Consider the following 20,921-nt stretch of genomic DNA (forward strand, 5'->3'; position numbering starts at 1 on the left):
GGCCGGCCTAGCCACCGCCGGAGCGGCGGGAGTCGACCCGCCCGCGCTCGTAACGGCGGACGCGCCGGTAGCCCTCGAGCTCTCCGTCCGGGTTCACATCCACCTGGTAGCTCGCCATGACGCTCATGGTGTCCGGCACCCGGTCGATCTCGACCACCTCCACCTCCAGCGACCAGCCGTCCGCGGTCTGCTCGAAGGAGGTCACCGCCTCGGGAACGAGTCCGGTGAGTTCGCTGAGCTGCTCGCGCGCCGAGCGCAGCACCTGCATGGGGGTCGGCCGCCGGTGGTCCGTCTCGCCGTGTGCTTGTTCGTCGTGTGTCTGTTTCCGGTCATTCCGTGAAGGCTGTGACTGCGATGTGCTGTGTGTGTTCGACATGAGCCACCTCTCCGTGCGGGTGGCCCCTCATGCCCTGGCCAAACCTTCAGGAGCGGATGTCCGCGAGACGGCGCCGGGCCGGGCCCAGGCCGCGCCCGCGGCCCGGCAGCCCGGCCCACGGGTCGGTACGGGCCTGCTCCAGGGCGTCGGCGAGCGTCCAGCGGCGGGCGCCGGTCCCGGGATCGTCCAGTTGTTCCCAGGTCAGCGGCACGGCGACCGGGGCGCCGGGGCGGGCGCGGACGCTGTAGGGCGCGACCGCCGTCTGCGCGTAGGCATTGCGCTGCACGTCGAGGTACAGGCGGTCGCCGCGGTCCGCCCTGCGGGCGGCGGTGGTGAGCCGGTCCGGGTGCCGGGCCACGGCGCGCTCGGCGACCTGGCGGGCGAATTCGCGTACGTCGTCGAAGTCGTGCCGACCGTCCAGCGGGACGACGAGGTGCAGTCCGCGCGAGCCGGTGGTCATGGGGGCGGCGGGCAGGTCCAGCTCCGTCAGCAGCTCCCGCAGCCATCCGGCCGCCTCCCGGACGGCGGCGAAGTCGTCCCCCGGGGGATCGAGGTCGAAGACCAGCCGGTCGGGGTGGCCGGGCCCGCCGGCCCGGTCGGTGCGGGCGAGCCAGCGGTGCAGGGTGACGCAGGCCTGGCCGGCGAGGTACAGCAGGGTCGCGGTGTCGTCGCAGACGACGTGGGTGACCGTGCCGCCCTCCTTGGCGACCTCGGCGCGGGTGATCCACTCCGGGTAGTGCCCGGGGGCGTTCTTCTGCATGAACCGCTCGCCGTCCAGGCCGTCCGGCCGGCGCTCCAGCATCAGCGGGCGGCCCCGCAGGTGCGGCAGCAGATACGGCGCGACGGACCGGTAGTAGTCGGCGAGGTCGCCCTTGGTGTACTCGGGGGCGCCGTCGCGGCCGGGGAAGAGGACCTTCCCCGGCCGCTGGATCTCCACCGTGCGCCGGCCCGCGCGGACCGTCCGCGCGGCGCCGTGGCTCATCGCACGACCGCCTCCTCGACCAGCAGCCGGGCCGCCGCCGCGATGCCCGCGGAGTCGATGCCGGCCGCGTGCAGCTGCTCGTCCGGGGCGGCCGAGCCCGGCATGGTGCGCACCGCCAGCCGGACCAGCCGCGGGCACGGCCGGCCGTCGCCGAACACCTCCGCGACGGCGTCCCCGATACCGCCCTCCGGGTGGTGGTCCTCCACCGTGAGCAGGCAGCCGGTCTCCTCGGCGGCCCGGCGCAGGGTGGCGGCGTCGACGGGCTTGACCGAGTACAGGTCGACGACCCGCACCGCGATGCCCTCCTCGGCGAGCCGGTCGGCGGCCGTCAGCGCCTCGGGCACGGTCACCCCGGCCGCGACAATCGTCAGCCGGTCGGCGTCACTCGACCGCAGCGTCTTGCTGCCGCCGACCGGGAACTCCTCGTCCGGGCCGTAGATCACCGGTGTCTTGCCGCGGGAGGTGCGCAGATAGCGGATGCCGTCCAGCCCGGCCATGGCCGCGACCAGCCGGGCCGTCTGGTTGGCGTCGCACGGGTAGAGCACCGTGGAGCCGTACACGGACCGGAACATCGCCAGGTCCTCCAGGCCCATCTGCGAGGGCCCGTCCTGGCCGATGGCGACACCGGCGTGCGAGCCGACCAGGTTGATCCCGGAGCCGCTGATGGACGCCATGCGCACGAAGTCGTGGGCGCGGGTCAGGAACGCGGCGAACGTGGCGGCGTACGGCACCCAGCCGCGCGTGGCCATGCCGACCGCGCTGGCGACGAGCTGCTGCTCGGCGATGTAGCACTCGAAGTAGCGGTCGGGGTGTTCCTTGGCGAACTCCTCGGTGCGGGTGGAGTCGCCGACCTCGCCGTCCAGGGCGACGATGTCGCCGCGCGCGGTGCCGAGCGCGGCCAGGGCCTTGCCGAAGGCGTCCCGGGTGGCGGCCTCCTCGCCCACCTCGTAGTGCGGCAGCCGGACCGCCTCGGTGGTGAGGGAGCGCAGCGCGGCGGCGACCTGCGGTTCGCTCACCCGGACCCGCAGGTCGCGCTGCCCGCCGAGTTCGGCGATGGCCTCCTCGGCCTCGGGCAGCGGCTTGCCGTGCAGTCCCTCGCGGTCCTCCACGGCGGCGACGCCCTTGCCCTTGAGGGTGCGGGCGAGGATCGCGGTGGGCTGCCCGGCGGTGGACAGCGCCTCCCCGTAGGCCCGGTCGATCTTGTCGATGTCGTGCCCGTCGATCTCGATGGTGTGCCAGCCGAAGGCCTGGAAGCGGCGGGCGTAGGCGTCCAGGTCGTGGCCGTGCCGGGTGGGGCCGCGCTGGCCGAGCCGGTTGACGTCCACGATGACGACGAGGTTGTCCAGGTTCTCGTGGCCCGCGTGTTCGGCGGCCTCCCACACCGAGCCCTCCGCCAGCTCGCTGTCGCCGCACAGCACCCACACCCGGTAGCCGGTGCGGTCCAGCCGCTTCCCGGCGAGCGCGATGCCGACGCCGACCGGCAGGCCCTGGCCGAGCGAGCCGGTGGCCGTCTCCACCCAGGGCAGCCTGCGGGGCGTCGGGTGACCCTCCAGCCGGCTGCCGAGCTTCCGGAAGGTGACCAGTTCGCCGTCCTCGATGGCGCCGGCCGCCTTGTACGCGGCGTACAGCAGCGGGGAGGCGTGTCCCTTGGAGAGCACGAAGCGGTCGTTGGCGGGGTGTTCGGGACGCTCGAAGTCGTAGCGGAGGTGGTTGGCGAGCAGGACGGCCAGCAGGTCGGCGGCGGACATCGAGGACGTGGGGTGCCCCGATCCGGCGGCGGCGGACGCCCGCACGCTGTCCACGCGCAACTGCTGGCCGAGTTCGGCGAGTTCGTCGGTGTTCATGAGTCTCCTCGGTCTCCTTACGGGTCTGTCGGGGGCCGGCTCCGGTTCGCCCGCGGGCTCGGCCGGCCGGGTCCGGGCCGTCGGTGGAGCCTCCGAGGTCTTCCGCGTAACCGGGGCCGGGGCGGCCAAACTCCGGGCGGGTCACCGTTGCGCCGTCCGGGGGGCGGCCGGTACGCCGGCCGGGCACCCTGCCGCACGCCGGCGCCCGCGCCCCGGCGGCGTTTCGCGCGGGCGCGCCCGGTTACCCGGCCACACCAGGAGCCACACCAGCCTCGCGGAGGTCTCCCCATGCCCGAGTACGGCTACTTCCTGGCGGCCGAGGAACACGATCCCGCGGCCCTGATCGAGCAGGCCCGGATGGCCGAGCAGGCCGGGTTCCAGGCGCTGTGGATCTCCGACCACTACCACCCGTGGAACGACGCGCAGGGCCAGAGCGCGTTCGTGTGGTCGGTGATCGGGGCGCTGTCCCAGGCCGTGTCGCTGCCCGTCGAGACGGCCGTGACCTGTCCGACCGTACGCATCCACCCGGCGGTGCTGGCGCAGGCCGCGGCGACCAGCGCGGTGCTGACCGGGGGCCGCTTCCGGCTCGGCGTGGGCACCGGCGAGGCGCTCAACGAGCACATCCTCGGCGACCGCTGGCCCCCGGCGCGGGTGCGGCTGGAGATGCTGGAGGAGGCCGTCGAGGTGATGCGCCGGCTGTTCACCGGCGAGGAGGTCAGCCACCACGGCACGCACTACACGGTGGAGAACGCCCGCCTCTACACCGTCCCCGACGAGCCCGTCCCGATCGACATCTCCGCCTTCGGCCCCAAGGCGCTCTCGCTGGCCTCCCGGGTGGGCGACGGCTTCATCACGATGACGCCCGACCCGGAGATGGTCGGCCGGTTCCGTGAGGGGGGCGGCGGGACGAAGCCGGTCAGCGGCGGCACGAAGGTCTGCTACGGCACCGACCGGGAGGCGTGCGTCCGCACGGTGCACCGGCTCTGGTACAACGAGCTGCTCCCCGGCGAGATGGGGCAGGTGCTGCCCTCGCCGAGGCACTTCGAGCAGCTGCACGAGCTGGTCACCGAGGACATGGTGCGGGAGAAGGTCGTGTGCGGGGACGACGCCGACCAGCACGTGAGCACGTTGCGGGCGTTCGCCGACGCCGGGTTCGACCGGATCTACGTGAACCAGATCGGGCCGGACCAGCGGGGGTTCTTCGACTTCTACCGGACGAAGGTGCTGCCGCAGCTCACCGGGTGAGCGATGAGAGGCGGCGTCGGGTCCACGTCAGGCCCTGTGGCCGTCGTCAGGCCCTGTGGCGCGGGACGTCCGGCGGGTTCTGGGGCATCGGCGGGTACGGCATGCCCAGGCCCGACGGCGGAGCCGCCGGGGCGGAGCCGCCCACGACGCGGTGCGGTGGGTGCGGGGCGTGCCGGCCGTGGGCCGCGCCGCGCAGGCCGTACGCCACCACGCCCAGCAGCGCCGCCGTGATGAGGGCCGCGGCCCAGCCGGGCAGCCCGGACGCCAGGGCCAGCCCCACCGCGAGAGCCACCGCGGCGCCCGCGTACAGGGCGGCGGCGCCCGAGGCGGCGTAGAGCAGGGCGGTGCGGCGCTGCCTGCGGGTCTGCTCGCGCAGTTCGTCGCGTACCGTCTCGCGGGCCACCTGGGCCAGTTCCTCGACCAGGTGCCGGTCCAGATGATGTTCCAGGTTTTCCGAACGGTTGTTCATGCCCTGCGGGTACCCGTCCCCCACAGCGGGTAACGCGGGGGCCGTGCACGCCCCGGGCGGCCCCAACTAGGCTCGTCCGCATGGAGATTCTGGGCGCTTCGCTGCGCATCTGCGTCGACGACCTCGATACCGCGATCCCCTTCTACGAGCAGCTGACCGGCGGCAGAGCGCTGCGCTTCACGCGCGGCGGTGTCGAGGTCGCCGCGGTCGGTTCGTTCCTGCTGATGAGCGGCCCCGAGGAGGAACTGGAGATCCTGCGCAAGGTGGCGGCGACGATCGCGGTGAAGGACGTGGAGGAGGCCCACCGGCTGCTGACCGGGCTGGGCGCGCGGGTCGTCGCGGGGCCGGTGCCGACGCCGGTGGGCCGCAACCTCCTGGCGGTGCACCCGGACGGGTCGGTCTTCGAGTACGTGGACCAGCGCGGCTGAGCCGGTTCAGCTCCGCATCTCGGTGGTCAGGGCCCAGCGTTCGTGGTCGCGCCAGGCACCGTCGACGTAGATCATGGCGGGCGAGAAGCCCTCCAGGCGGAACCCGGCGCCCCGGGCGAGGGCGATGGAGGCGGCGTTGCCCGGCTGGACGTTGATCTCCAGCCGGTGCAGGCCCAGCGGCCCGAACGCGTACCCGATCACCAGCTGAAGGCCCTCGCGCATCAGGCCCCGCCCGGCCGCGTGCGCGAAGGCGCCGTAGCCGAGGGCGCCGCACTGGAAGCCGCCCCGCACGATGTTGTTGATGTTGATGAAGCCGGCGATGTCCCCGCCGTCCCGCTCGCACACCAGGAAGCCGGCCCGGGCCGGGTCGTCGATCAGCCGGCCGGCGTAGTCGGCGTACGCCTCGTCGGTGTCCGGCGGGAACAGCCAGGGCCGGTGCAGGTCCTTGCTCTCCCGGGCCCGGGCGGTGAACTCGGGCCCGTCTTCGAGGGTGAAGGGCCGGATGCCCACGCGGGGGCCTTCGGCGAGGTACCGGGACGGGGGATGCGCCATCGGCCCAGCCTACGGCGTCAGCGCAGGGCCGGCTCGTCCAGGGTGAGCGTGCCCGCCTCCGTGTCCAGGGTGGCGGCCACCCCGAGCGGAACCGTCAACGCGCCCTCGCAGTGGCCGAATCCGACGTTCTCGGCGACCGGGATGCCGAGTCCGCCGAGCCGGTCGGCGAACAGGGCCCGCAGCTCCTCCCGGCCTGCGCAGTCCGCCCAGGAGCCGAGCAGCACCCCGCGCGCCCCGTCCAGCCAGCCGGCGCGCAGCAGCTGGGTGAGGTAGCGGTCCAGCCGGTACGCCGGCTCGCCGACGTCCTCCAGGCACAGCAGTCCGCCGCGCGCGGAGGGCCGGGCGTGCGGGGTGCCGAGTTCCGCGGCGAGCAGGCTCAGGCAGCCGCCGAGGGTGACGCCCCGGGCCCGGCCGGGGACGAGGGCGGTGCCGCCGGAGACGAGGGTGCGGACCGTCTCGGGCGCGAACAGGGTGGCCCGCAGATGCTCCTGGGCCCGCTGGTTCTTGACGAAGTCGGCACCGGCCGCCACCGGCCCGTGCAGCGTGACCAGTCCCAGCCGGGTGGCGATGGCCTCGTGCAGCGCGGTGACGTCGCTGAAGCCGATGAACAGCTTGGGTCCGGCCGCGCGCAGGGCGTCCCAGTCGAGCAGGTCGATCATGCGCTGGGCGCCGTAGCCGCCGCGGGCGCACAGCACCGCGTCCACGGCGGGGTCGCACCAGGCGTTCTGGAAGTCTGCGGCGCGGTCGGCGTCGGTGCCGGCGAGGTAGCCGAACCCGGGGTGCCGGTCCAGGACATGGGGGCCGGCCACCGGGTCGAGGTCCCAGCCGCGCAGCACGTCCAGGCCCGCCTGGAGGCGTTCCTCGGGCACCGGCCCGCTGGTGGCGACGACGGCGACCCGGGCACCCGGGGCCAGCCGGTGCGGGCGGGCGAGTTCCTTCACGGGGACAGCTCCAGCTTCGGTGCGGGCGGCGTCGGGTCCAGCCCGAACACCTGGGCGTACAGCGACAGTTCCGCCTCCAGGGCGCGGATCATGGTATCGGCGCGGCGGAATCCGTGACCCTCGCCCTCGAACGTGAGGTAGGCGTGCGGTACGCCCCGGCCGGCGATCCGGGCGAGGAGGCGTTCGCACTGGGCGGGCGGGCAGATAACGTCGTCCAGGCCCTGGAGCAGCAAAAACGGCACGGTGAGCCGGTCGGCGTGGGTGATCGGGGAGCGTTCGGCGTACCGGTCGGGCACCTCGGCGAGCGGGCCGATCAGCGATTCCAGGTAGCGGGACTCGAAGTCGTGGGTCTCGCCGGGGCCCCAGGCGGTGAGGTCGAGCACCGGGTAGCGGATGGTGCCGCAGGCGTAGACGTCGGTGGTGGTCAGGGAGGCGGCGGCGGTCCAGCCGCCGGCGCTGCCGCCCCGGATGGCCAGCCGGGCGGGGTCGGCGGTGCCCTCGGCGGCGAGGGCGCGGGCGACGGCCGCGCAGTCCTCGACGTCCACCACGCCCCACCGCTCGCGCAGCCGCTCCCGGTAGGCGCGGCCGTATCCGGTGGAGCCGCCGTAGTTCACCTCGGCGACGCCGATGCCACGGGAGGTGAAGTAGGCGATGGTCAGGTCCAGCACGAGCGGGCTGCGGCCGGTGGGTCCGCCGTGCGCCCAGATGACGTACGGCGGCCGTTGACCGTCGGGCGCGGTCCTCGCGGGGTGGTGCGGCGGGTACACGTGGGCGTGCACCTCGCGGCCGTCGGGCCCGGGGAAGACGCGCACCTCGGGCCGCGGGTAGTAGGCGGGGTCGACCGGGTCGCGGTGGCGGGCGCCGACCACCCGGGCGCGGCCGGTGACGGTGTCCAGCTCGACCACCTCGTACCCGGTGTGCGGGCCGGCGCCGACGGTGACGACGCGCTGGCCGTGGACGGCGAGGGTGGGGGCGCACTCGGTCCAGGGGCCGGCGGCGTCGACGATCTCGCCGGTCTCCGGGTCCAGTATCCCGAGGGCGGCCGGTCCGCGTCCGTGCAGGACCGCCAGCAGCCCGTTGTCCAGCGGCGCGAACCAGCGCAGCCCGAGCTGCCACAGCGGTCCGCCGAACTCCTCCTCGCGGGCGCACAGCAGGGTGCCGTCGCGGTAGAGCTGCCACCAGCCGCCGCGGTCGCTCGCGTACAGCAGGTGGCCGTCCGGGGCCCACTCGGCCTGGCAGACGGACTCCTCCGGGCCCCCGGCGACCGTGCGGACGCCGGTCAGCCGGCCGTCGCCGGTCACGTCGGCGACCAGCAGCTCGGTGCCGTCCCAGGGCATCCGCGGATGGTCCCAGCCGAGCCAGGCGGCCCGTCGGCCGTCGGGCGAGAGCCGGGCGCCGGTGACGAACCGGTGCCGGGGCGCGGTGAGTTCGCGCACGGCGGCGCGGTCGGCGGCGGCCGAGCCGTCCAGCGGTACGGCGGCCAGGACCCGCCGTACGTCGTCCGGCCCGTCCCCGGTGTGCTCCTCCAGCACGCACCACACCTCGCCGCGGCCGAGGTCCACGCGGGGCTCGGCCCAGCGCAGGCCGCCGCCCACCGGGGAGAGAGGGGTGAGCGGAACGGGCTCGCCGCCGGGCTCGTACCGGTACAGCCGCTGGTCGGCGAAGTGCGCGAACACGATCAGCGGCCGGCCGTCCCGGACGGCCCCGGTCCAGGGCCGGCCGCCGTACTCGACGACCCGGCTGCGGACGTTCCACGGCGCGGGCAGCACGGTCTCCTCGGCGCCGTCGGCGCGCCGCCGGACCAGGGTGCGCCGGCCGCCCTCGGCGGGGCGGGGCTCGGTCCACCAGATCTCGTCGCCGACGAACCCCACCCAGTCCGGGTGGCCGTCGTGCGCGGCGGCGAGCGCGGCGGTCACGGGCGAGGGCCAGGATCCGTACGGCGCGGTGCGCATCTCCTCCCCCATCGGCTAGGCCGTCCTCAGGAAGCGGTCCAGGACGCGGACGCCGAAGCGCAGCGCCTCGACGGGCACCCGCTCGTCCACGCCGTGGAACAGCGCCGAGTAGTCGAAGCCGGCGGGCACCTTCAGCGGGACGAAACCGTACCCGGTGATGCCGAGCCGGGAGAACTGCTTGGCGTCCGTGCCGCCGGCCATGCAGTACGGCACGACGTGCCCGCCGGGCGCGAACTCCTCGACGGCGGCCCGCATTCCGGCGAACAGCGGAGTGTCCACCGGTGCCTGGAGGGCCACTTCGCGGTGCGCGAACTCCCAGTGCACGTCCGGGCCGGTGAGCCGGTCCAGGGTGGCCGCGAACTCCTCCTCGGTGCCGGGCAGATAGCGCCCGTCGACGTAGGCGACCGCCTCGCCGGGGATGACGTTGAGCTTGTAACCGGCGTCCAGCATGGTCGGGTTGGCGCTGTTGCGGACGGTCGCCTCGACCAGCCCCGCGGCGGGGCCGAGCTTCTCCAGCAGCCGGTCCACGTCGGTGCGTGCGGCCTCGATCCCGTACAGCGCGGCGAGCGCGTCCAGGGCGGCCCGCACGGTGGGGGTGAGGCGGGTCGGCCACTCGTGCTCGCCGATGCGGGTGACGGCGGCGGCCAGCCGGGTCACCGCGTTCTCCCGGTTCACCTTGGAGCCGTGCCCGGCCCGGCCGCGCGCGGTGAGCTTCAGCCAGGCGGTGCCCCGCTCCCCCGCCGCGATCGGGTAGATCTCCCGGCCGGAGCCGTCGTGGAAGGTGAAGCCGCCCCCCTCGCTGACGCCCTCCGTGCAGCCCTCGAAGAGTTCGGGGTGCCGGCCGGCGAGGAAACCGGAGCCGTCCTCGGCGCTGGCCTCCTCGTCGGCGGTGAAGGCGATGACCAGGTCCCGGCGGGGCCGTACGCCCTGCCGGGCCCAGGAGCGGACCACCGCGAGGATCATCGCGTCCATGTTCTTCATGTCGACGGCGCCCCGCCCCCACACCATCCCGTCCCGGACCTCCCCGGAGAACGGCGGCACGCTCCAGTCGGCGGGCTCGGCGGGTACGACGTCCAGGTGGCCGTGGACCAGCAGCGCGTCGGCGGACGGGTCGGTGCCCTCGATCCGGGCGACCACGTTGGTGCGGCCCGGGGTGCGCTCCAGCATCAACGGCTCCAGGCCGGCCCCGGCCAGCCGTTCGGCGGCGTACTCGGCGGCCGGCCGCTCCCGGCAGTCGCCGCCGCCCCGGTTGGTGGTGTCGATGCGGATCAGGCCGGAGGTGAACTCCACGACCTCGTCGAGTGCCTGCGGGTCAGCCATACTGCTCCTCCACGGCGGCGGAGGCGATCGTGGTGACCGCCTTGAACGTCCTGATTCCCTCGTACATGGTGGCGCTGGTGTACGCCACCTTCCGCTCGCCGGTGCGCGCCACGCCGGGGACGACGGTGGCGGCCTGGGCGAGGTGCTCGGCGTCGAACTCGACGGCGACCGTGAACGGTCCGGCCTCGGCGGGCTGGTGACGGACCGCCAGCCGGGCGCCCTCCTTGGCGGCGGCGCGGATGTCGGCGGCGGTCCGGGCCGGGGTCCGGCACACGGCCGCGTACCGGGACACATGGTCCTTGACGGCCACCTTCGGCGCCTCGGGCGCGTAGCCGAGGGCGTCCTCGCAGGCCACGTCGTCGCCGGTGACGAGGACGACCGGGACGCCGTACTCGGCGACGACGTGGGCGTTGAGCAGCCCCTCGCTGGCGCGGACGCCGTTCAGCCACACCCCGGTGATCTGGTTGGCGAGGTAGGTGTGGGCGAGGACGCCTTCCATGCCGGCGCCGGCGTGGTAGCCGACGAAGGCGATGCCGTCGACGTCGCCGTGCTGGACGCCCTCCACCATCGACAGCGCCTTGTGCCGGCCGGTGAGCATCTCCACCCGCTCGTCGAGCCGTTCCAGCAGCAGGTTGCGCATGGTCCAGTGGGCCTCGTTGACCAGCACCCGGTCGGCGCCGCCGTCGAAGAAGCCCTCCACGGCCGCGTTCACGTCCGAGGTGAACATCGACCGGCACCGCTCCCACTGCGGCGTCCCCGGCAGCACGTCGGCCGGCCAGGTGACGCCCGTGGCCCCCTCCATGTCGGCACTGATGAGGATCTTCATGCCGGGTCACGTTACGCGCCGGGCCGTCCCCTGGCCACGACCCCGGCGGGGACGGCGGTGCCCGAGTCCGGTCAGGCCCGGGCGAGGACGAACCAGCGGGCCGGCAGGTCGATGCGGGTACCGTCGGGGAGGTACTCGGTCTGCGGCAGGGCGGTCTCGCCGTCGGCCAGGACGGTGAGACCGGCCTCGGCCAGCAGGCGCGGGATCTCGTCGTCCGGGGCGGCGGCGGGCTTGAGGCCGTGGTGGAAGACGCGGCGGAGCTTGGGCGGCGGGCCTCCCGGACCGGCGGCGGCGCGGCCGAGGACGTCCCGGGAGGCGGAGGTCAGCTCGACCACGAAGGCCCGGCCCTCGGTGCCGATGATCTCGGCGACGGCGGCGGCCACCGCGGGGCGCGCTGCCGGTTCGCTCTGGTGGATGACGGCCCGCATGTAGACGTGGCTGTCGCCGAGCCGCCGGTGCAGGGCGCGGACGGCGGCGGTGTCGGTGAGGTCGAGCTGCTGGAACTCGACGGGGGCGTCGCCCGCGGCGCGGCGGGCGTGTTCGACGGCCGCGTGCGAGAGGTCGACGCCCACGGCACGGGCGAACCGGGTGGCCAGATAGCGGGTCTGGGTGCCGTTGCCGCAGCCGAGGTCGACGATCGTACGGCCCGGGTCGGCGTGCGGCAGGAGCAGTTCGCTGTGCGGTGCGGCGCTCAGCACGGGGTCGCAGTCCCATATCGCCTCCCCCCGGGCGCCGGAGGTCTCGCTCCAGTAGCTCTCCCACGCGTCGCGATAGGTGTCCGAGATGTTCATGCGGTCTCCCCACGGGTCGGTTCCGTGATCGGGATATCGCGGCGGACCGGCGCGGGGCAAGGGTCGCGCGGCCCGGTTCCCGGGCGGGGCGTGTCCGGGCGGGTCAGCGGCCGGTGGTGAGGGCCTGTTCGAACCAGACGGTCTTGCGGTGCCCGGTGGCGCTGGCGCCCCACTCCCGGGCCAGCCGGCTGACCACGCGCAGTCCGCGGCCGGACTCGTCGTCGGGGCCGGTGCTCAACAGGGCGGGCAGGGCGGGTTCGTCGTCGGTGACCTCGAACAGCAGCGCGTCGGTGCGCACGATCCGCAGGCCGATCCGGTCGCTCGCCGCGTGCAGCACGGCGTTGGTGACGACCTCGCTGACCAGCAGCTCGGCGGTCTCCACGGCCTGCGGCAGGCCCCAGTCCAGCAGTTGTTCGCGCACCAGGCGGCGGGCGCGGGGCACCTCGCCCGGCACGGACTCGAGCCGCCAGTCGGCGACGTGGTCGTCCGGGATGCCGTTGAGGCGCGCCATGAGCAGGGCGACGTCGTCCTTGCGTCCGCCGCGGGTGTTCAGCGCCCGGATGATGGTGTCGCAGGCGTCGTCCATGGAGGCCGCGGGGTGGGCGGCGGACTCGCAGAGCGCGGCCAGGCCCTCGCCGATGTCGGAGCCGCGCACCTCCACCAGGCCGTCCGTGCACAGCACCAGCCGGTCGCCGGGCGCCACCCGGACCCGGACGGCCTCGAACGGGACGCCGCCGACGCCGATCGGCGCTCCGGTGGGCAGGTCGAGGAGCCTGCTGCCGCCGTCCTCGGCGCGCACCAGCACGGGCGGGATGTGGCCGGCGTTGGCGAGGGTCAGCTCGCCGCGGATCGGGTCGTAGACCGCGTACAGGCAGGTGGCGAGGTAGGTGTCGCCGAGCCGGCGGGCCAGGTCGTCCAGGTTGCGCAGGAGCTGGGCGGGCGGGGTCTCCATGGCGGCCATGGTCTGCACGGCGGTACGCAACTGGCCCATCATCGCGGCCGAGTTCAGTCCGTGGCCCATGACGTCGCCGACCACCAGGGCGGTGCGGGAGCCGGGCAGTTTGATGGTGTCGAACCAGTCGCCGCCGATCCTGCCGAGCCGGGTGCCGGGCAGATAGCGGGTGGCGACGTCACAGCCGGCCATCCGCGGGGTGATCTGCGGCAGCATGCTGTCCTGGAGGGTGTCGGCGACGTTCTCCTGGTACGTGTACATGCGCGCGTTGTCGAGCACGAGGCCGGCGCGGGCGGCGAGTTCGGCGCCGGTGGTGCGGTCCATGTCGTCGAACTGCGGCCGGTCGGGGCGGCGCATCAGCACCATGAAGCCGAGGACGACGTTGCGCGCCTTGAGCGGGACGATCAGCAGCGACCGGCCGCCGATGAGCGGCCTGAGGTCGCGCTTCTCGAACTCGCCGGAGATCCGCTGGGACAGCTCGTCGGTGACCCGTGGGATGAGCACGGGCTCGCCGGTGACCATGCACTTGTAGAACGGGGTGTGCTCGGGGAAGGCGAAGGCCTCGCCTACGGGCACGGTGTCGTCCCAGCGGCCGGGTTCGTCGTTGTGCTCGACCCAGACCCGGAACATCACGGTGCTGGCGTCCGGCGGGCCGTCCGGGAAGCCCTCGCCGGCCAGCACCGCGGCGCGCAGGTGGGTGCCGGCGAAGTCCGCGAACCGGGGTACGGCGGCGCTGGTGACCTCGCGGATGGTCTCGCCGAGGTCCAGGGAGGAGCCGATGCGGGAGCTGACCTCGTTCAGGAACTCCAGCCGCTCGCGGACGGCGGCGTACTCCAGGTCCCGCTCGGCGCCGGCCGGGACCGCGGCGGCCACGGGCCGGTGCCCGGCCGTCACGGCGGCGGGCTCGGCGACGGCTTCGGCGGCGTTGCGGCCGGGGCGGCGGGGCACGCCCCAGTACGGGGTCACGGGCACCCGTTCGTACTGGCTGAACTCCAGGATGGGGTAGCCGAGTTCGAGGACCTGGGAGACGATGCGGGCGCTCAGGCCCGGGCCCATGTTGGGCAGGATGTCGGGCAGGCGCCGTTCGAGGTCCTCGGCGGCGGGCAGTTCGGTGTGGCGGGCGAAGCCGGGCGTGATGCGTTCGGCGGCCGGGGCGTCGTGGCCGCGTTCGGCGCGCAGCCGGGTGGCGTCGGCGACGAGCACCAGCAGCCGGGACGGGTCCGGGCCGACCAGCGGGTAGGCCCACCACAGCACGTCGATCCGCTCCTCGGCGCCGGGCCCTTCCCGGTGCGGGCGGATCCGGGCGCAGCCGGCCTGGGGGAAGCCGCTGAGCCCGTCGAGGGAGGCCTCCAGGTCGGGGCCGTGTCCGTCGTACGCCGCGGGACCGCCGCGCGGGTCGTCGGTGTCGTCGGCGTCGTCGGCGTCGTCGTGGAGGGCGCCGGAGACGGGCAGCAGATCGGCCGCGGGCCTGCCGACGGCCTCCTCCCGGCCGACGCCGAACAGACGCCGCGCACCGCTGCTCCAGTGGGACACCAGGCCGGCGCGGTCGACGACGACCACGGCCAGCGGGACGCGGCCCGCCGCGGTGTCGCCGACGCCGCGCCCGGCGGGCGCGTCCCGCTCGTTGCCACGGTCCATGGCCCAGGCCCTTTCCTTCCACGGCTGTCCGCAAAACGATCTGTGCCGCCCGCCACTACGGTAAGGCGGTCGCCGGTCGCGATGTGTGGCAATCCTGGAATTGGATGAACCGGATGCACCGGCGCACGGCCCGGCGCGCTGCGTGCGCCCCCGGTCAGTCCTCGTGCCCCAACTGGAGGTCGCGCTCGGTGCGTCCGCCCCCCGCGACCTGGAGCACGGTGGCGACCGGCGGGTACCCCGCGGCGATGACGGTGTACTCGCCGGAGGAGAGGTCCACGAACCGGAACGTTCCGTCCGCTGCGGTGATCAGGGTGTCGACGACGTTGCCGGCGGCGTCCAGCAGGGTGACCCGGGCCTCCTCCACGGGGCGTCCGCCGCCGGCCCGGACGGTGCCGCGCAGTACGGCGCCGCCCGCGAGCTCGACGTCCTGCCGGGTCTCCCGGGCGGCCTGCACGGTGACCGGGAGCGCGGCGGGCCGGAAGGCGGGGGCGCTGGCGGCGAGGGTGTACTCACCGGCCACCAGCTCGGTGATGACGTAGCCGCCCTCGCGTCCGCTGCGGGTGGTGGCGACCACCTCGCCGTGTACGTTGGTGAGGGTGACGGTGGCGTCCCGGACGGGGCTGCCGTCGGCGGTGAGCACGCTGCCGGCCAGGCGTCCGGCGCCGCCGAGGACGACGTCCAGTTCGACGGGGCGTTCGCCGACGGTGACGGAGACGGCCTGCGGCTGGTGTCCGCCCGCGGCGGCGATCAGCACGTAGGAGCCGGGGCCGGGCGTGCCGAGCGCGTACCGCCCGTCCTCGCCGCTGGCGCCCCGGCCGACCTGCTGCCCGGCGACGTCGATGAGGGTGAGCGCCGCGCGGGGCACCACGGTGCCGTCGGGGTGCTGCACCGTGCCGCACACGGGGATGCCGGCGGAGAACGGCGAACGGGCGTGCGGGAGCGGGACGTTCACCGGGGCGGTCTCCTGGTCGGTGGCGGGGGCGTGGTGGGACACCAGCGGTTTCTCCTTCAGGAAGCAGGCGATGAGCAGGCCGAGGGCGAGCACCGGGACGAGGTAGAGGAAGACCCGGGGCATCGCGTCGGCGTAGGCGCGGATGTAGGCGTCGCGCAGGGCCGGGGGCAGCGCGTGCACGAGCTGCGGGGTGATCGAGTCGGCGGCGGGCAGGCGGGTGCCCGCGCCCGGGGGCAGCTCGGCACGGAGCGCGGAGGTGAGCCGCTCGGCGAAGAGGGTGCCGAAGACGGCGGCGCCGACGCTGCCGCCGATCTGCCGGAAGTAGTTGTTGGCGCTGGTGGCGCTGCCGAGGTCGGCGGGGCGCACGGAGTTCTGCACGGCGAGGATCAGGACGGGCATCACCAGGCCGATGCCGGTGCCGAGGACGGCCATCCAGATGCTGTAGTGCAGCCGGGGCGTGTCGGTCTGGAGCCGGGACAGCAGCCACATGCCGACGACGGAGACGGCGCTGCCGAGCACGGGGTAGATCCGGTAGCGGCCGGTGTGGCTGATGAGGTGGCCGCCGATGACGGAGGCGCCGACGATCCCGGCCATCATGGGCAGCATCAGCAGTCCGGACTCGGTGGCGCTGGCCCCGTCCACCATCTGCAGGAAGGTCGGCAGATAGCTGGCGGCGCCGAACAGGGCGACGCCGATGACCAGGCCGACCAGGCCGCTGATGGTGAACACGGAGTCGCGGAACAGCCTCAGCGGGATGAGCGGTTCGGCGGCGGAGCGCTCGGCGACCAGGAAGAGGACGGTGCTGACGAGGGCGCCGGCGCCGAGGAGGAGGATGGGCCGGGAGTCCCAGGCGTACTCGGTGCCACCCCAGCTGGTGAGCAGCACCAGGCAGGTGGAGGCGGCGGCGAGCAGGATCGCGCCGGGCACGTCGAGCCGGGCCCGCACGGGCGGCCGGGGCAGTTTCAGCACGACGGTGACGACCGCGAAGGTGACCAGGCCGAAGGGCACGTTGACGTAGAAGCACCAGCGCCAGGAGAGGTGGTCGGTGAAGTAGCCGCCGAGCAGCGGGCCGGCGACGGAGGCGAGGCCGAAGGCGGCGCCGATCAGTCCCATGTACCGGCCGCGTTCCCGGGGCGGCACGATGTCGGCGATGATGGCCTGCACGCCGATCATGAGGCCGCCCGCGCCGACGCCCTGGAGCGCGCGGTAGAGGACCAGCTGGTCCATGCTGCCGGCCCGGCCGGCGAGCGCGGAGCCGACGACGAAGACGGCGATGGCGAACTGGAAGACGCCCTTGCGGCCGACGAGGTCGCCCAGCTTGCCGTACAGGGGCAGGCCGATGGTGGAGGTGAGCAGGTAGGCCGTGATGGCCCAGGACATCTTGTCCAGGCCGTGCAGTTCGCCGACGACCTTGGGCAGGGCGGTGGCGACGATCATCTGGTCCAGGGCGGCCAGCAGCAGCGCCAGCATCAGCCCGGCGAACACCAGCCTGACCCGGCGGGGCGTCAGCGGCGCGGGCGCCTCGCCGGCCGCCGGTGCCACGTCCGGCTCCTGCCGCGCCAGTGTCGTCCCGCCCACGGACCGCTCCCCTCGTCGCGCCTCGCGCGTTTCCCGCGCGAGGCGACAACGGGGATCGGTTGCCTGAGGTTACGGCTCCGCCCGGCCCGGACCGGAGATCCACTCGAACCGGTGAAGGAGCCGACCGGAGGTCAACCTCCTTGTACCGGTGGGCGGTTGGCTACTTCTCGACCTCGGCGGCGAGGTTGGCGAGCAGGGCGTCGTAGATCCGGCCGAGGCCCTTGGGTGCGAAGGTCCGCTCGAAGAAGCCGCCGATGCCGCCGGCGCCCTGCCAGGTGGTGGTGACGACCACGCGGGAGCGGCCCTCGCCGGCCGGGGTGACGCGCCAGGTGGTGACCATGGAGGAGTTGCGGTCCTTCTCGACGAGCTCGCCGTCGGTGGGCTCGGTCACCTCCAGCAGGCAGTCGCGCACCCGCTTGCTGGTGGCCTGGAGCTTCCAGTGGACGAGGGTGCCCTCGCCGTCGCCACCCTCGCGCACCTCGTACTCGCTGAAGTGTTCGGGCAGCAGCTTCTGCCGGGTGCCGCGGTAGTCGGCGAGGGCGTCGAACACCTTCTCCGCGTCCGCCGCGACGACCCGCTCGGTAGTGGCCTCGACCTGCGCCATTGCGTTCCTCCAGGACCTGTCTTCCGGTATGGGGCAAGCCAACCACCCCGCCGCCCGGCGGCCCAAATCGGGGTCCGCACGATCATGCGAACACATGTTCTATTCTGTGCCCAGTGCTACCGAGGAGGCGTCATGCGCTGGGACAACCTCACCGACGACGGCGACCACGGCCGGGCCGCCGACGCCGCGCTGTTCGGCGCGGACGCCGTGACCACCCGGGTCGACCCGCCCGGGTTCCGCGGGATCACCTTCCACGAGGTGCGGGCGCGCTCGGTGCTCAACCGGGTGCCGGGCGCCTCGCGCATGCCGTTCGAATGGACCGTCAACCCCTACCGGGGCTGCTCGCACGCGTGCGTCTACTGCTTCGCCCGCGCCACCCACGGCTATCTGGACCTGGACACGGGCATCGGCTTCGACACACAGATCGTGGTCAAGGTCAACGCCCCCGAGGTGCTGCGCCGCCAGCTCGCGTCGCGCCGCTGGCAGGGCGAGCACGTGGCGATGGGCACGAACGTCGACTGCTACCAGCGCGCCGAGGGCCGCTACCGGCTGATGCCGGGCATCATCTCCGCCCTCACCGACCACGCCAACCCGTTCTCGATCCTCACCAAGGGCACCCTGATCCTGCGCGATCTCCCGCTGCTGGTCCGCGCGGCCGAAGTGACGGAGGTGGGCGTGTCCGTCTCCGTCGGCTTCCTGGACACCGAGCTGTGGCGCACGGTGGAACCGGGCACGCCCGCGCCCGAGCGCCGGCTGGAGGTCGTCCGCGCCTTCGGTGAGCACGGCATCGGCTGCGGGGTGCTGATGGCGCCGGTGATCCCGTTCCTGAGCGACGACCCCGAGCGGCTGCGGGAGACCGTGCGGGCGATCGCGGCGGCCGGGGCGGTCTCCGTCACCCCGCTGGTGCTGCATCTGCGCCCGGGCGCCCGGGAGTGGTTCATGACCTGGCTCGGCCACCACCACCCGCGCCTGGTGCCCCGCTACGAGCGGCTGTACGCGGAGGGCGCCTACGCGCCGAGGTGGTACCAGCGCCGGATCACCCGTCAGGTGCACGAGCTGGCCGAGGAGTACGGCATCGGACCCGCCCGCTCCGGGCAGGCCCGCCGGATCCGCCCGGCCGCGCCGGCACCGGCCCCGGACCCGGCGGAGCCGGTACAGCTCAGCCTGATGTGAGCGGGCCGGGGCGCGTTGGGGGGCATCCCGCGCCCCGATCGGGTCAAGTATCGCGAAGCCGGGTTCTGCGGGGCCCCGGCGCCGGGACGATCCGGGCGGAACCGTGCCGCACGGTTCGCCGCGTCCCCGCGTCCCGGGAGGACCCGTATGAGAACACGCGCAGCCGCGCTGGGCGCGGTCGCCGCCGTGGTGGCGGGCTCGCTCACCGCCGCCCCCGTCCGGGCGGCCACCGCCCCCGCGCCCGTCTGGACGGCGTGCGCCACCCGCGACCACCCCACGCTCCAGTGCGCCTCGGTGCGGGTGCCGCTGGACCACGCCGATCCGGCGGGCCGGCAGATCACGCTCGCCCTGTCCCGCGTCCCGCACACCGCGCCGGCCTTCGAGGGCCCGCTGCTGGTCAACCCGGGCGGCCCCGGCGGCAGCGGGCTGGAGCTGGCCGGGTTCGTCGCCTCGGCGCTGCCGAAGAGCGTGGCGGCCCGCTACGACGTCATCGGCTTCGACCCGCGCGGGGTCGGCCGCAGCACGCCCGCCCTGACCTGTGCGCCCGGCCACTTCACGGCGCCCCGCCCGGACTCCGTCCCGGCCACCCCGGCGCTGGAGCGGGCGAACCTCGACCGGGCGCGCTCCTTCGCCGAGGCCTGCGGGCGCCGTCACGCGGACCTGCTGCCGTACCTGGACACCGTGAGCGCGGCCCGGGACCTGGACGTGGTCCGCCGGGCCCTCGGCGCGCCCCGGATCAGCTACTTCGGCTACTCCTACGGCACCTATCTGGGCGCGGTGTACGCGAAGCTGCATCCCGGGCGGGTGCACCGGCTGGTGCTGGACTCGATCGTCGACCCGACCGGCGTCTGGTACGAGGACAACCTCGCCCAGGACCACGCCTTCGACGACCGCCACCGCGCGCTGATGGCCTGGATCGCCCGGCACGACGCGGCCTACGGGCTCGGCACCGATCCCGCGCTGGTCGAGGCCCGCTGGTACGCGATGCGGGCGGCGCTGGCGCGCGAGCCGGCCGGGGGCCGGGTGGGCGCCGCGGAGCTGGAGGACACCTTCACGCCCGGCGGCTACTACGACGGCTACTGGCCCCGCCTCGCCGAGGCGTTCGCGGCCTACGCGCGCCGGGGGGCCACCGGGCCGCTGCTGGCCGCGTACGACGCCCTCGCCGCCGTGGACGCCGAGGGGGACAACGGCTACAGCGTCTACACGGCGGTGCAGTGCCGTGACGCCCCCTGGCCGCGCGACTGGCACCGATGGCGGGCGGACACCTGGGCGGCGCACGCGAAGGCGCCGGTGATGGCCTGGAACAACACCTGGTACAACGCGCCGTGCGCGTTCTGGCCGACGGCCCCGCTGCGGCCGGTGGACATCGCGGGGGACGCGCTGCCGCCGGCGCTGCTCTTCCAGGCGACCGGCGACGCGGCCACCCCGTACGCCGGCGGCGTCGCCATGCACCGGCTGCTGGCCCGCTCCAGCCTGGTGGTCGAGCAGGGCGGCGGCAACCACGGGGTCACGCTGAGCGGCAACGCGTGCCTGGACCGGTACCTGGCCGCGTATCTGGCCGACGGCACGGTGCCGCGCGGCGCCGGACCGGCCGACGCGGTCTGCGCCAGGTCGCCGGAGCCGGAGCCGCCGTCGGCGAAGTCGGCGGCGAAGCCGGCGGCCGGCTCGCGCGGTGCGGTCCTGCACGGCCTGCTGGGTTTCCGCCGGTAGCGCCGGGGCGCGCGAAATTCCCGGCCGTCAGCCGGCGCCCGCCCCTAGGGTTCCGTCATGGACGAGCCGCGCGTACACATCCGCCCGATGACCCTCGCCGACTGCGACCGCGTCTCCGAGATCCGCGTGCGCGGCTGGCGGCACGCCTACCGCGGGCTCGTACCGCAGCCGTATCTGGACCGGCTCGACATCGCGGCGGACGCCGAGCGGCGGCGGGAGCGGTTCGCGCGCGGCGACGGCCCGGTGGTGAACCTGGTCGCCGAGCGGGACGGCCGGGTGCTCGGGTGGGCGGCGGTCGGACCGTACCGGGACGGGGGGACGCACACGGCGGACGCCGAGCTGTACGCGATCTACGTCGATCCGGCGCACCTGGGCGGCGGGATCGGACGGGCGCTGCTGGCCGCGGCGGCCGGGCGGTGCGCCGCCGGGGCGCGCCTGCTGCTGTGGGTGCTCAAGGGCAACGCGCCCGCGCGCCGCTTCTACGAGCGCGCCGGGTTCCGGGCCGACGGCGCGGAGGAGCCCTTCGAGGCGGACGGCGTGCCCGTGCCCGAGGTGCGGTACGTGCGCGCCCCGGCGGGCTGACCGGGC

General features: G+C 74.6%; 18 protein-coding genes. 5 read left to right on the forward strand and 13 right to left on the reverse strand.

The features are described 5' to 3' along the window. Positions 1-7: 7 nt before the first annotated feature. From Srubr_RS19970 to Srubr_RS19980, 3 genes are read right to left on the reverse strand one after another with little or no spacing between them, the layout of a single operon-like run. Entirely contained in the window at positions 8-376 is a 369-nt protein-coding gene (locus Srubr_RS19970; RefSeq protein ID WP_189990667.1) for a gas vesicle protein GvpO, read from the reverse strand. A 46-nt stretch (positions 377-422) separates the two neighbouring features. Beyond that, positions 423-1,358 (reverse strand): non-homologous end-joining DNA ligase, encoded by a 936-nt coding sequence (gene ligD / locus Srubr_RS19975; RefSeq protein ID WP_189990665.1) that lies wholly within the window; start codon positions 1,356-1,358, stop codon positions 423-425. After that, a complete protein-coding gene (locus Srubr_RS19980; protein WP_189990662.1) occupies positions 1,355-3,202 on the reverse strand; it encodes a transketolase in 1,848 nt (615 codons plus the stop codon). Before Srubr_RS19980 ends, ligD begins: the two co-directional genes overlap by 4 nt. A 288-nt stretch (positions 3,203-3,490) precedes the next feature. Here Srubr_RS19980 and Srubr_RS19985 point away from each other — a divergent pair, with 288 nt between their 5' ends. Next, positions 3,491-4,447 carry an LLM class F420-dependent oxidoreductase gene (locus Srubr_RS19985; RefSeq protein WP_189990660.1) on the forward strand — a complete coding sequence of 319 codons (957 nt, stop codon included), beginning with the start codon at positions 3,491-3,493 and terminating at the stop codon, positions 4,445-4,447. 46 nt (positions 4,448-4,493) lie between these two features. Here Srubr_RS19985 and Srubr_RS19990 read toward each other — a convergent pair whose 3' ends face one another. Next, complete coding sequence (locus Srubr_RS19990; protein ID WP_189990658.1) at positions 4,494-4,916, reverse strand: phage holin family protein; 423 nt, start codon at positions 4,914-4,916, stop codon at positions 4,494-4,496. An 80-nt stretch (positions 4,917-4,996) separates the two neighbouring features. On the opposite strand from Srubr_RS19990, the gene Srubr_RS19995 reads away from it, so the two are divergent. Then, on the forward strand, positions 4,997-5,344 hold the full coding sequence (locus Srubr_RS19995) for a VOC family protein (RefSeq protein ID WP_189990655.1): 348 nt from the start codon (positions 4,997-4,999) through the stop codon (positions 5,342-5,344). A 6-nt stretch (positions 5,345-5,350) separates the two neighbouring features. On the opposite strand, the gene Srubr_RS20000 is transcribed toward Srubr_RS19995, so the two are convergent. From Srubr_RS20000 to Srubr_RS20040, 9 genes are all read right to left on the reverse strand, one after another. Continuing rightward, on the reverse strand, positions 5,351-5,896 hold the full coding sequence (locus Srubr_RS20000; protein ID WP_189990653.1) for a GNAT family N-acetyltransferase: 546 nt from the start codon (positions 5,894-5,896) through the stop codon (positions 5,351-5,353). Between the two features lie 17 nt (positions 5,897-5,913). Then, entirely contained in the window at positions 5,914-6,837 is a 924-nt protein-coding gene (locus Srubr_RS20005) for a S66 peptidase family protein (RefSeq protein ID WP_189990651.1), read from the reverse strand. Continuing rightward, positions 6,834-8,801: a S9 family peptidase gene (locus tag Srubr_RS20010; protein WP_189990650.1), complete on the reverse strand. Its 1,968-nt coding sequence runs from the start codon at positions 8,799-8,801 to the stop codon at positions 6,834-6,836. The genes Srubr_RS20005 and Srubr_RS20010 overlap by 4 nt, the downstream gene beginning before the upstream one ends. A 3-nt stretch (positions 8,802-8,804) precedes the next feature. Further along, the gene (locus Srubr_RS20015; protein ID WP_189990648.1) at positions 8,805-10,109 is read right to left on the reverse strand and encodes a M20/M25/M40 family metallo-hydrolase; all 1,305 of its coding nucleotides are present in this window, start codon (positions 10,107-10,109) and stop codon (positions 8,805-8,807) included. Continuing rightward, positions 10,102-10,935, reverse strand: a complete 834-nt coding sequence (locus Srubr_RS20020; protein WP_189990646.1) for a M55 family metallopeptidase — start codon at positions 10,933-10,935, stop codon at positions 10,102-10,104. The genes Srubr_RS20015 and Srubr_RS20020 overlap by 8 nt, the downstream gene beginning before the upstream one ends. A 71-nt stretch (positions 10,936-11,006) precedes the next feature. Next, positions 11,007-11,726: a class I SAM-dependent methyltransferase gene (locus Srubr_RS20025; RefSeq protein ID WP_189990642.1), complete on the reverse strand. Its 720-nt coding sequence runs from the start codon at positions 11,724-11,726 to the stop codon at positions 11,007-11,009. A 103-nt stretch (positions 11,727-11,829) separates the two neighbouring features. Next, complete coding sequence (locus Srubr_RS20030; protein WP_189990640.1) at positions 11,830-14,316, reverse strand: ATP-binding SpoIIE family protein phosphatase; 2,487 nt, start codon at positions 14,314-14,316, stop codon at positions 11,830-11,832. A gap of 154 nt (positions 14,317-14,470) precedes the next feature. Then, the gene (locus tag Srubr_RS20035; protein ID WP_189990639.1) at positions 14,471-16,846 is read right to left on the reverse strand and encodes an MFS transporter; all 2,376 of its coding nucleotides are present in this window, start codon (positions 16,844-16,846) and stop codon (positions 14,471-14,473) included. A gap of 160 nt (positions 16,847-17,006) precedes the next feature. Continuing rightward, positions 17,007-17,450: an SRPBCC family protein gene (locus Srubr_RS20040; RefSeq protein WP_030787558.1), complete on the reverse strand. Its 444-nt coding sequence runs from the start codon at positions 17,448-17,450 to the stop codon at positions 17,007-17,009. A 132-nt stretch (positions 17,451-17,582) separates the two neighbouring features. Between Srubr_RS20040 and Srubr_RS20045 the strand changes: the two genes are divergently transcribed. The 3 genes from Srubr_RS20045 (at position 17,583) to Srubr_RS20055 (ending at position 20,915) form a co-directional block, all read left to right on the forward strand. Continuing rightward, the gene (locus Srubr_RS20045) at positions 17,583-18,623 is read left to right on the forward strand and encodes an Rv2578c family radical SAM protein (RefSeq protein ID WP_189990637.1); all 1,041 of its coding nucleotides are present in this window, start codon (positions 17,583-17,585) and stop codon (positions 18,621-18,623) included. A gap of 147 nt (positions 18,624-18,770) precedes the next feature. Then, positions 18,771-20,333 (forward strand): alpha/beta hydrolase, encoded by a 1,563-nt coding sequence (locus tag Srubr_RS20050; RefSeq protein ID WP_189990635.1) that lies wholly within the window; start codon positions 18,771-18,773, stop codon positions 20,331-20,333. Positions 20,334-20,390: 57 nt separating this feature from the next. Continuing rightward, positions 20,391-20,915, forward strand: coding sequence for a GNAT family N-acetyltransferase (locus Srubr_RS20055; protein WP_189990633.1), 525 nt, complete (start codon positions 20,391-20,393; stop codon positions 20,913-20,915). Positions 20,916-20,921: the final 6 nt, after the last annotated feature.

Source organism: Streptomyces rubradiris (assembly GCF_016860525.1).
GTDB classification, from domain to species: Bacteria; Actinomycetota; Actinomycetes; order Streptomycetales; family Streptomycetaceae; genus Streptomyces; species Streptomyces rubradiris.

What these genes read in the sequence shown, in the direction of transcription:
- Srubr_RS19980 (WP_189990662.1), bottom strand. Translation starts at nt 3,202, where the DNA reads ATGAACACCGACGAACTCGCCGAACTCGGCCAGCAGTTGCGCGTGGAC.
- Srubr_RS20000 (WP_189990653.1), bottom strand. Translation starts at nt 5,896, where the DNA reads ATGGCGCATCCCCCGTCCCGGTACCTCGCCGAAGGCCCCCGCGTGGGC.
- Srubr_RS20050 (WP_189990635.1), top strand. Translation starts at nt 18,771, where the DNA reads ATGAGAACACGCGCAGCCGCGCTGGGCGCGGTCGCCGCCGTGGTGGCG.
- Srubr_RS19970 (WP_189990667.1), bottom strand. Translation starts at nt 376, where the DNA reads ATGTCGAACACACACAGCACATCGCAGTCACAGCCTTCACGGAATGAC.
- Srubr_RS20020 (WP_189990646.1), bottom strand. Translation starts at nt 10,935, where the DNA reads ATGAAGATCCTCATCAGTGCCGACATGGAGGGGGCCACGGGCGTCACC.
- Srubr_RS20010 (WP_189990650.1), bottom strand. Translation starts at nt 8,801, where the DNA reads ATGGGGGAGGAGATGCGCACCGCGCCGTACGGATCCTGGCCCTCGCCC.
- Srubr_RS19985 (WP_189990660.1), top strand. Translation starts at nt 3,491, where the DNA reads ATGCCCGAGTACGGCTACTTCCTGGCGGCCGAGGAACACGATCCCGCG.
- Srubr_RS20045 (WP_189990637.1), top strand. Translation starts at nt 17,583, where the DNA reads ATGCGCTGGGACAACCTCACCGACGACGGCGACCACGGCCGGGCCGCC.
- Srubr_RS19995 (WP_189990655.1), top strand. Translation starts at nt 4,997, where the DNA reads ATGGAGATTCTGGGCGCTTCGCTGCGCATCTGCGTCGACGACCTCGAT.
- Srubr_RS20015 (WP_189990648.1), bottom strand. Translation starts at nt 10,109, where the DNA reads ATGGCTGACCCGCAGGCACTCGACGAGGTCGTGGAGTTCACCTCCGGC.
- Srubr_RS20030 (WP_189990640.1), bottom strand. Translation starts at nt 14,316, where the DNA reads ATGGACCGTGGCAACGAGCGGGACGCGCCCGCCGGGCGCGGCGTCGGC.
- Srubr_RS20040 (WP_030787558.1), bottom strand. Translation starts at nt 17,450, where the DNA reads ATGGCGCAGGTCGAGGCCACTACCGAGCGGGTCGTCGCGGCGGACGCG.
- ligD (WP_189990665.1), bottom strand. Translation starts at nt 1,358, where the DNA reads ATGAGCCACGGCGCCGCGCGGACGGTCCGCGCGGGCCGGCGCACGGTG.
- Srubr_RS19990 (WP_189990658.1), bottom strand. Translation starts at nt 4,916, where the DNA reads ATGAACAACCGTTCGGAAAACCTGGAACATCATCTGGACCGGCACCTG.
- Srubr_RS20055 (WP_189990633.1), top strand. Translation starts at nt 20,391, where the DNA reads ATGGACGAGCCGCGCGTACACATCCGCCCGATGACCCTCGCCGACTGC.
- Srubr_RS20025 (WP_189990642.1), bottom strand. Translation starts at nt 11,726, where the DNA reads ATGAACATCTCGGACACCTATCGCGACGCGTGGGAGAGCTACTGGAGC.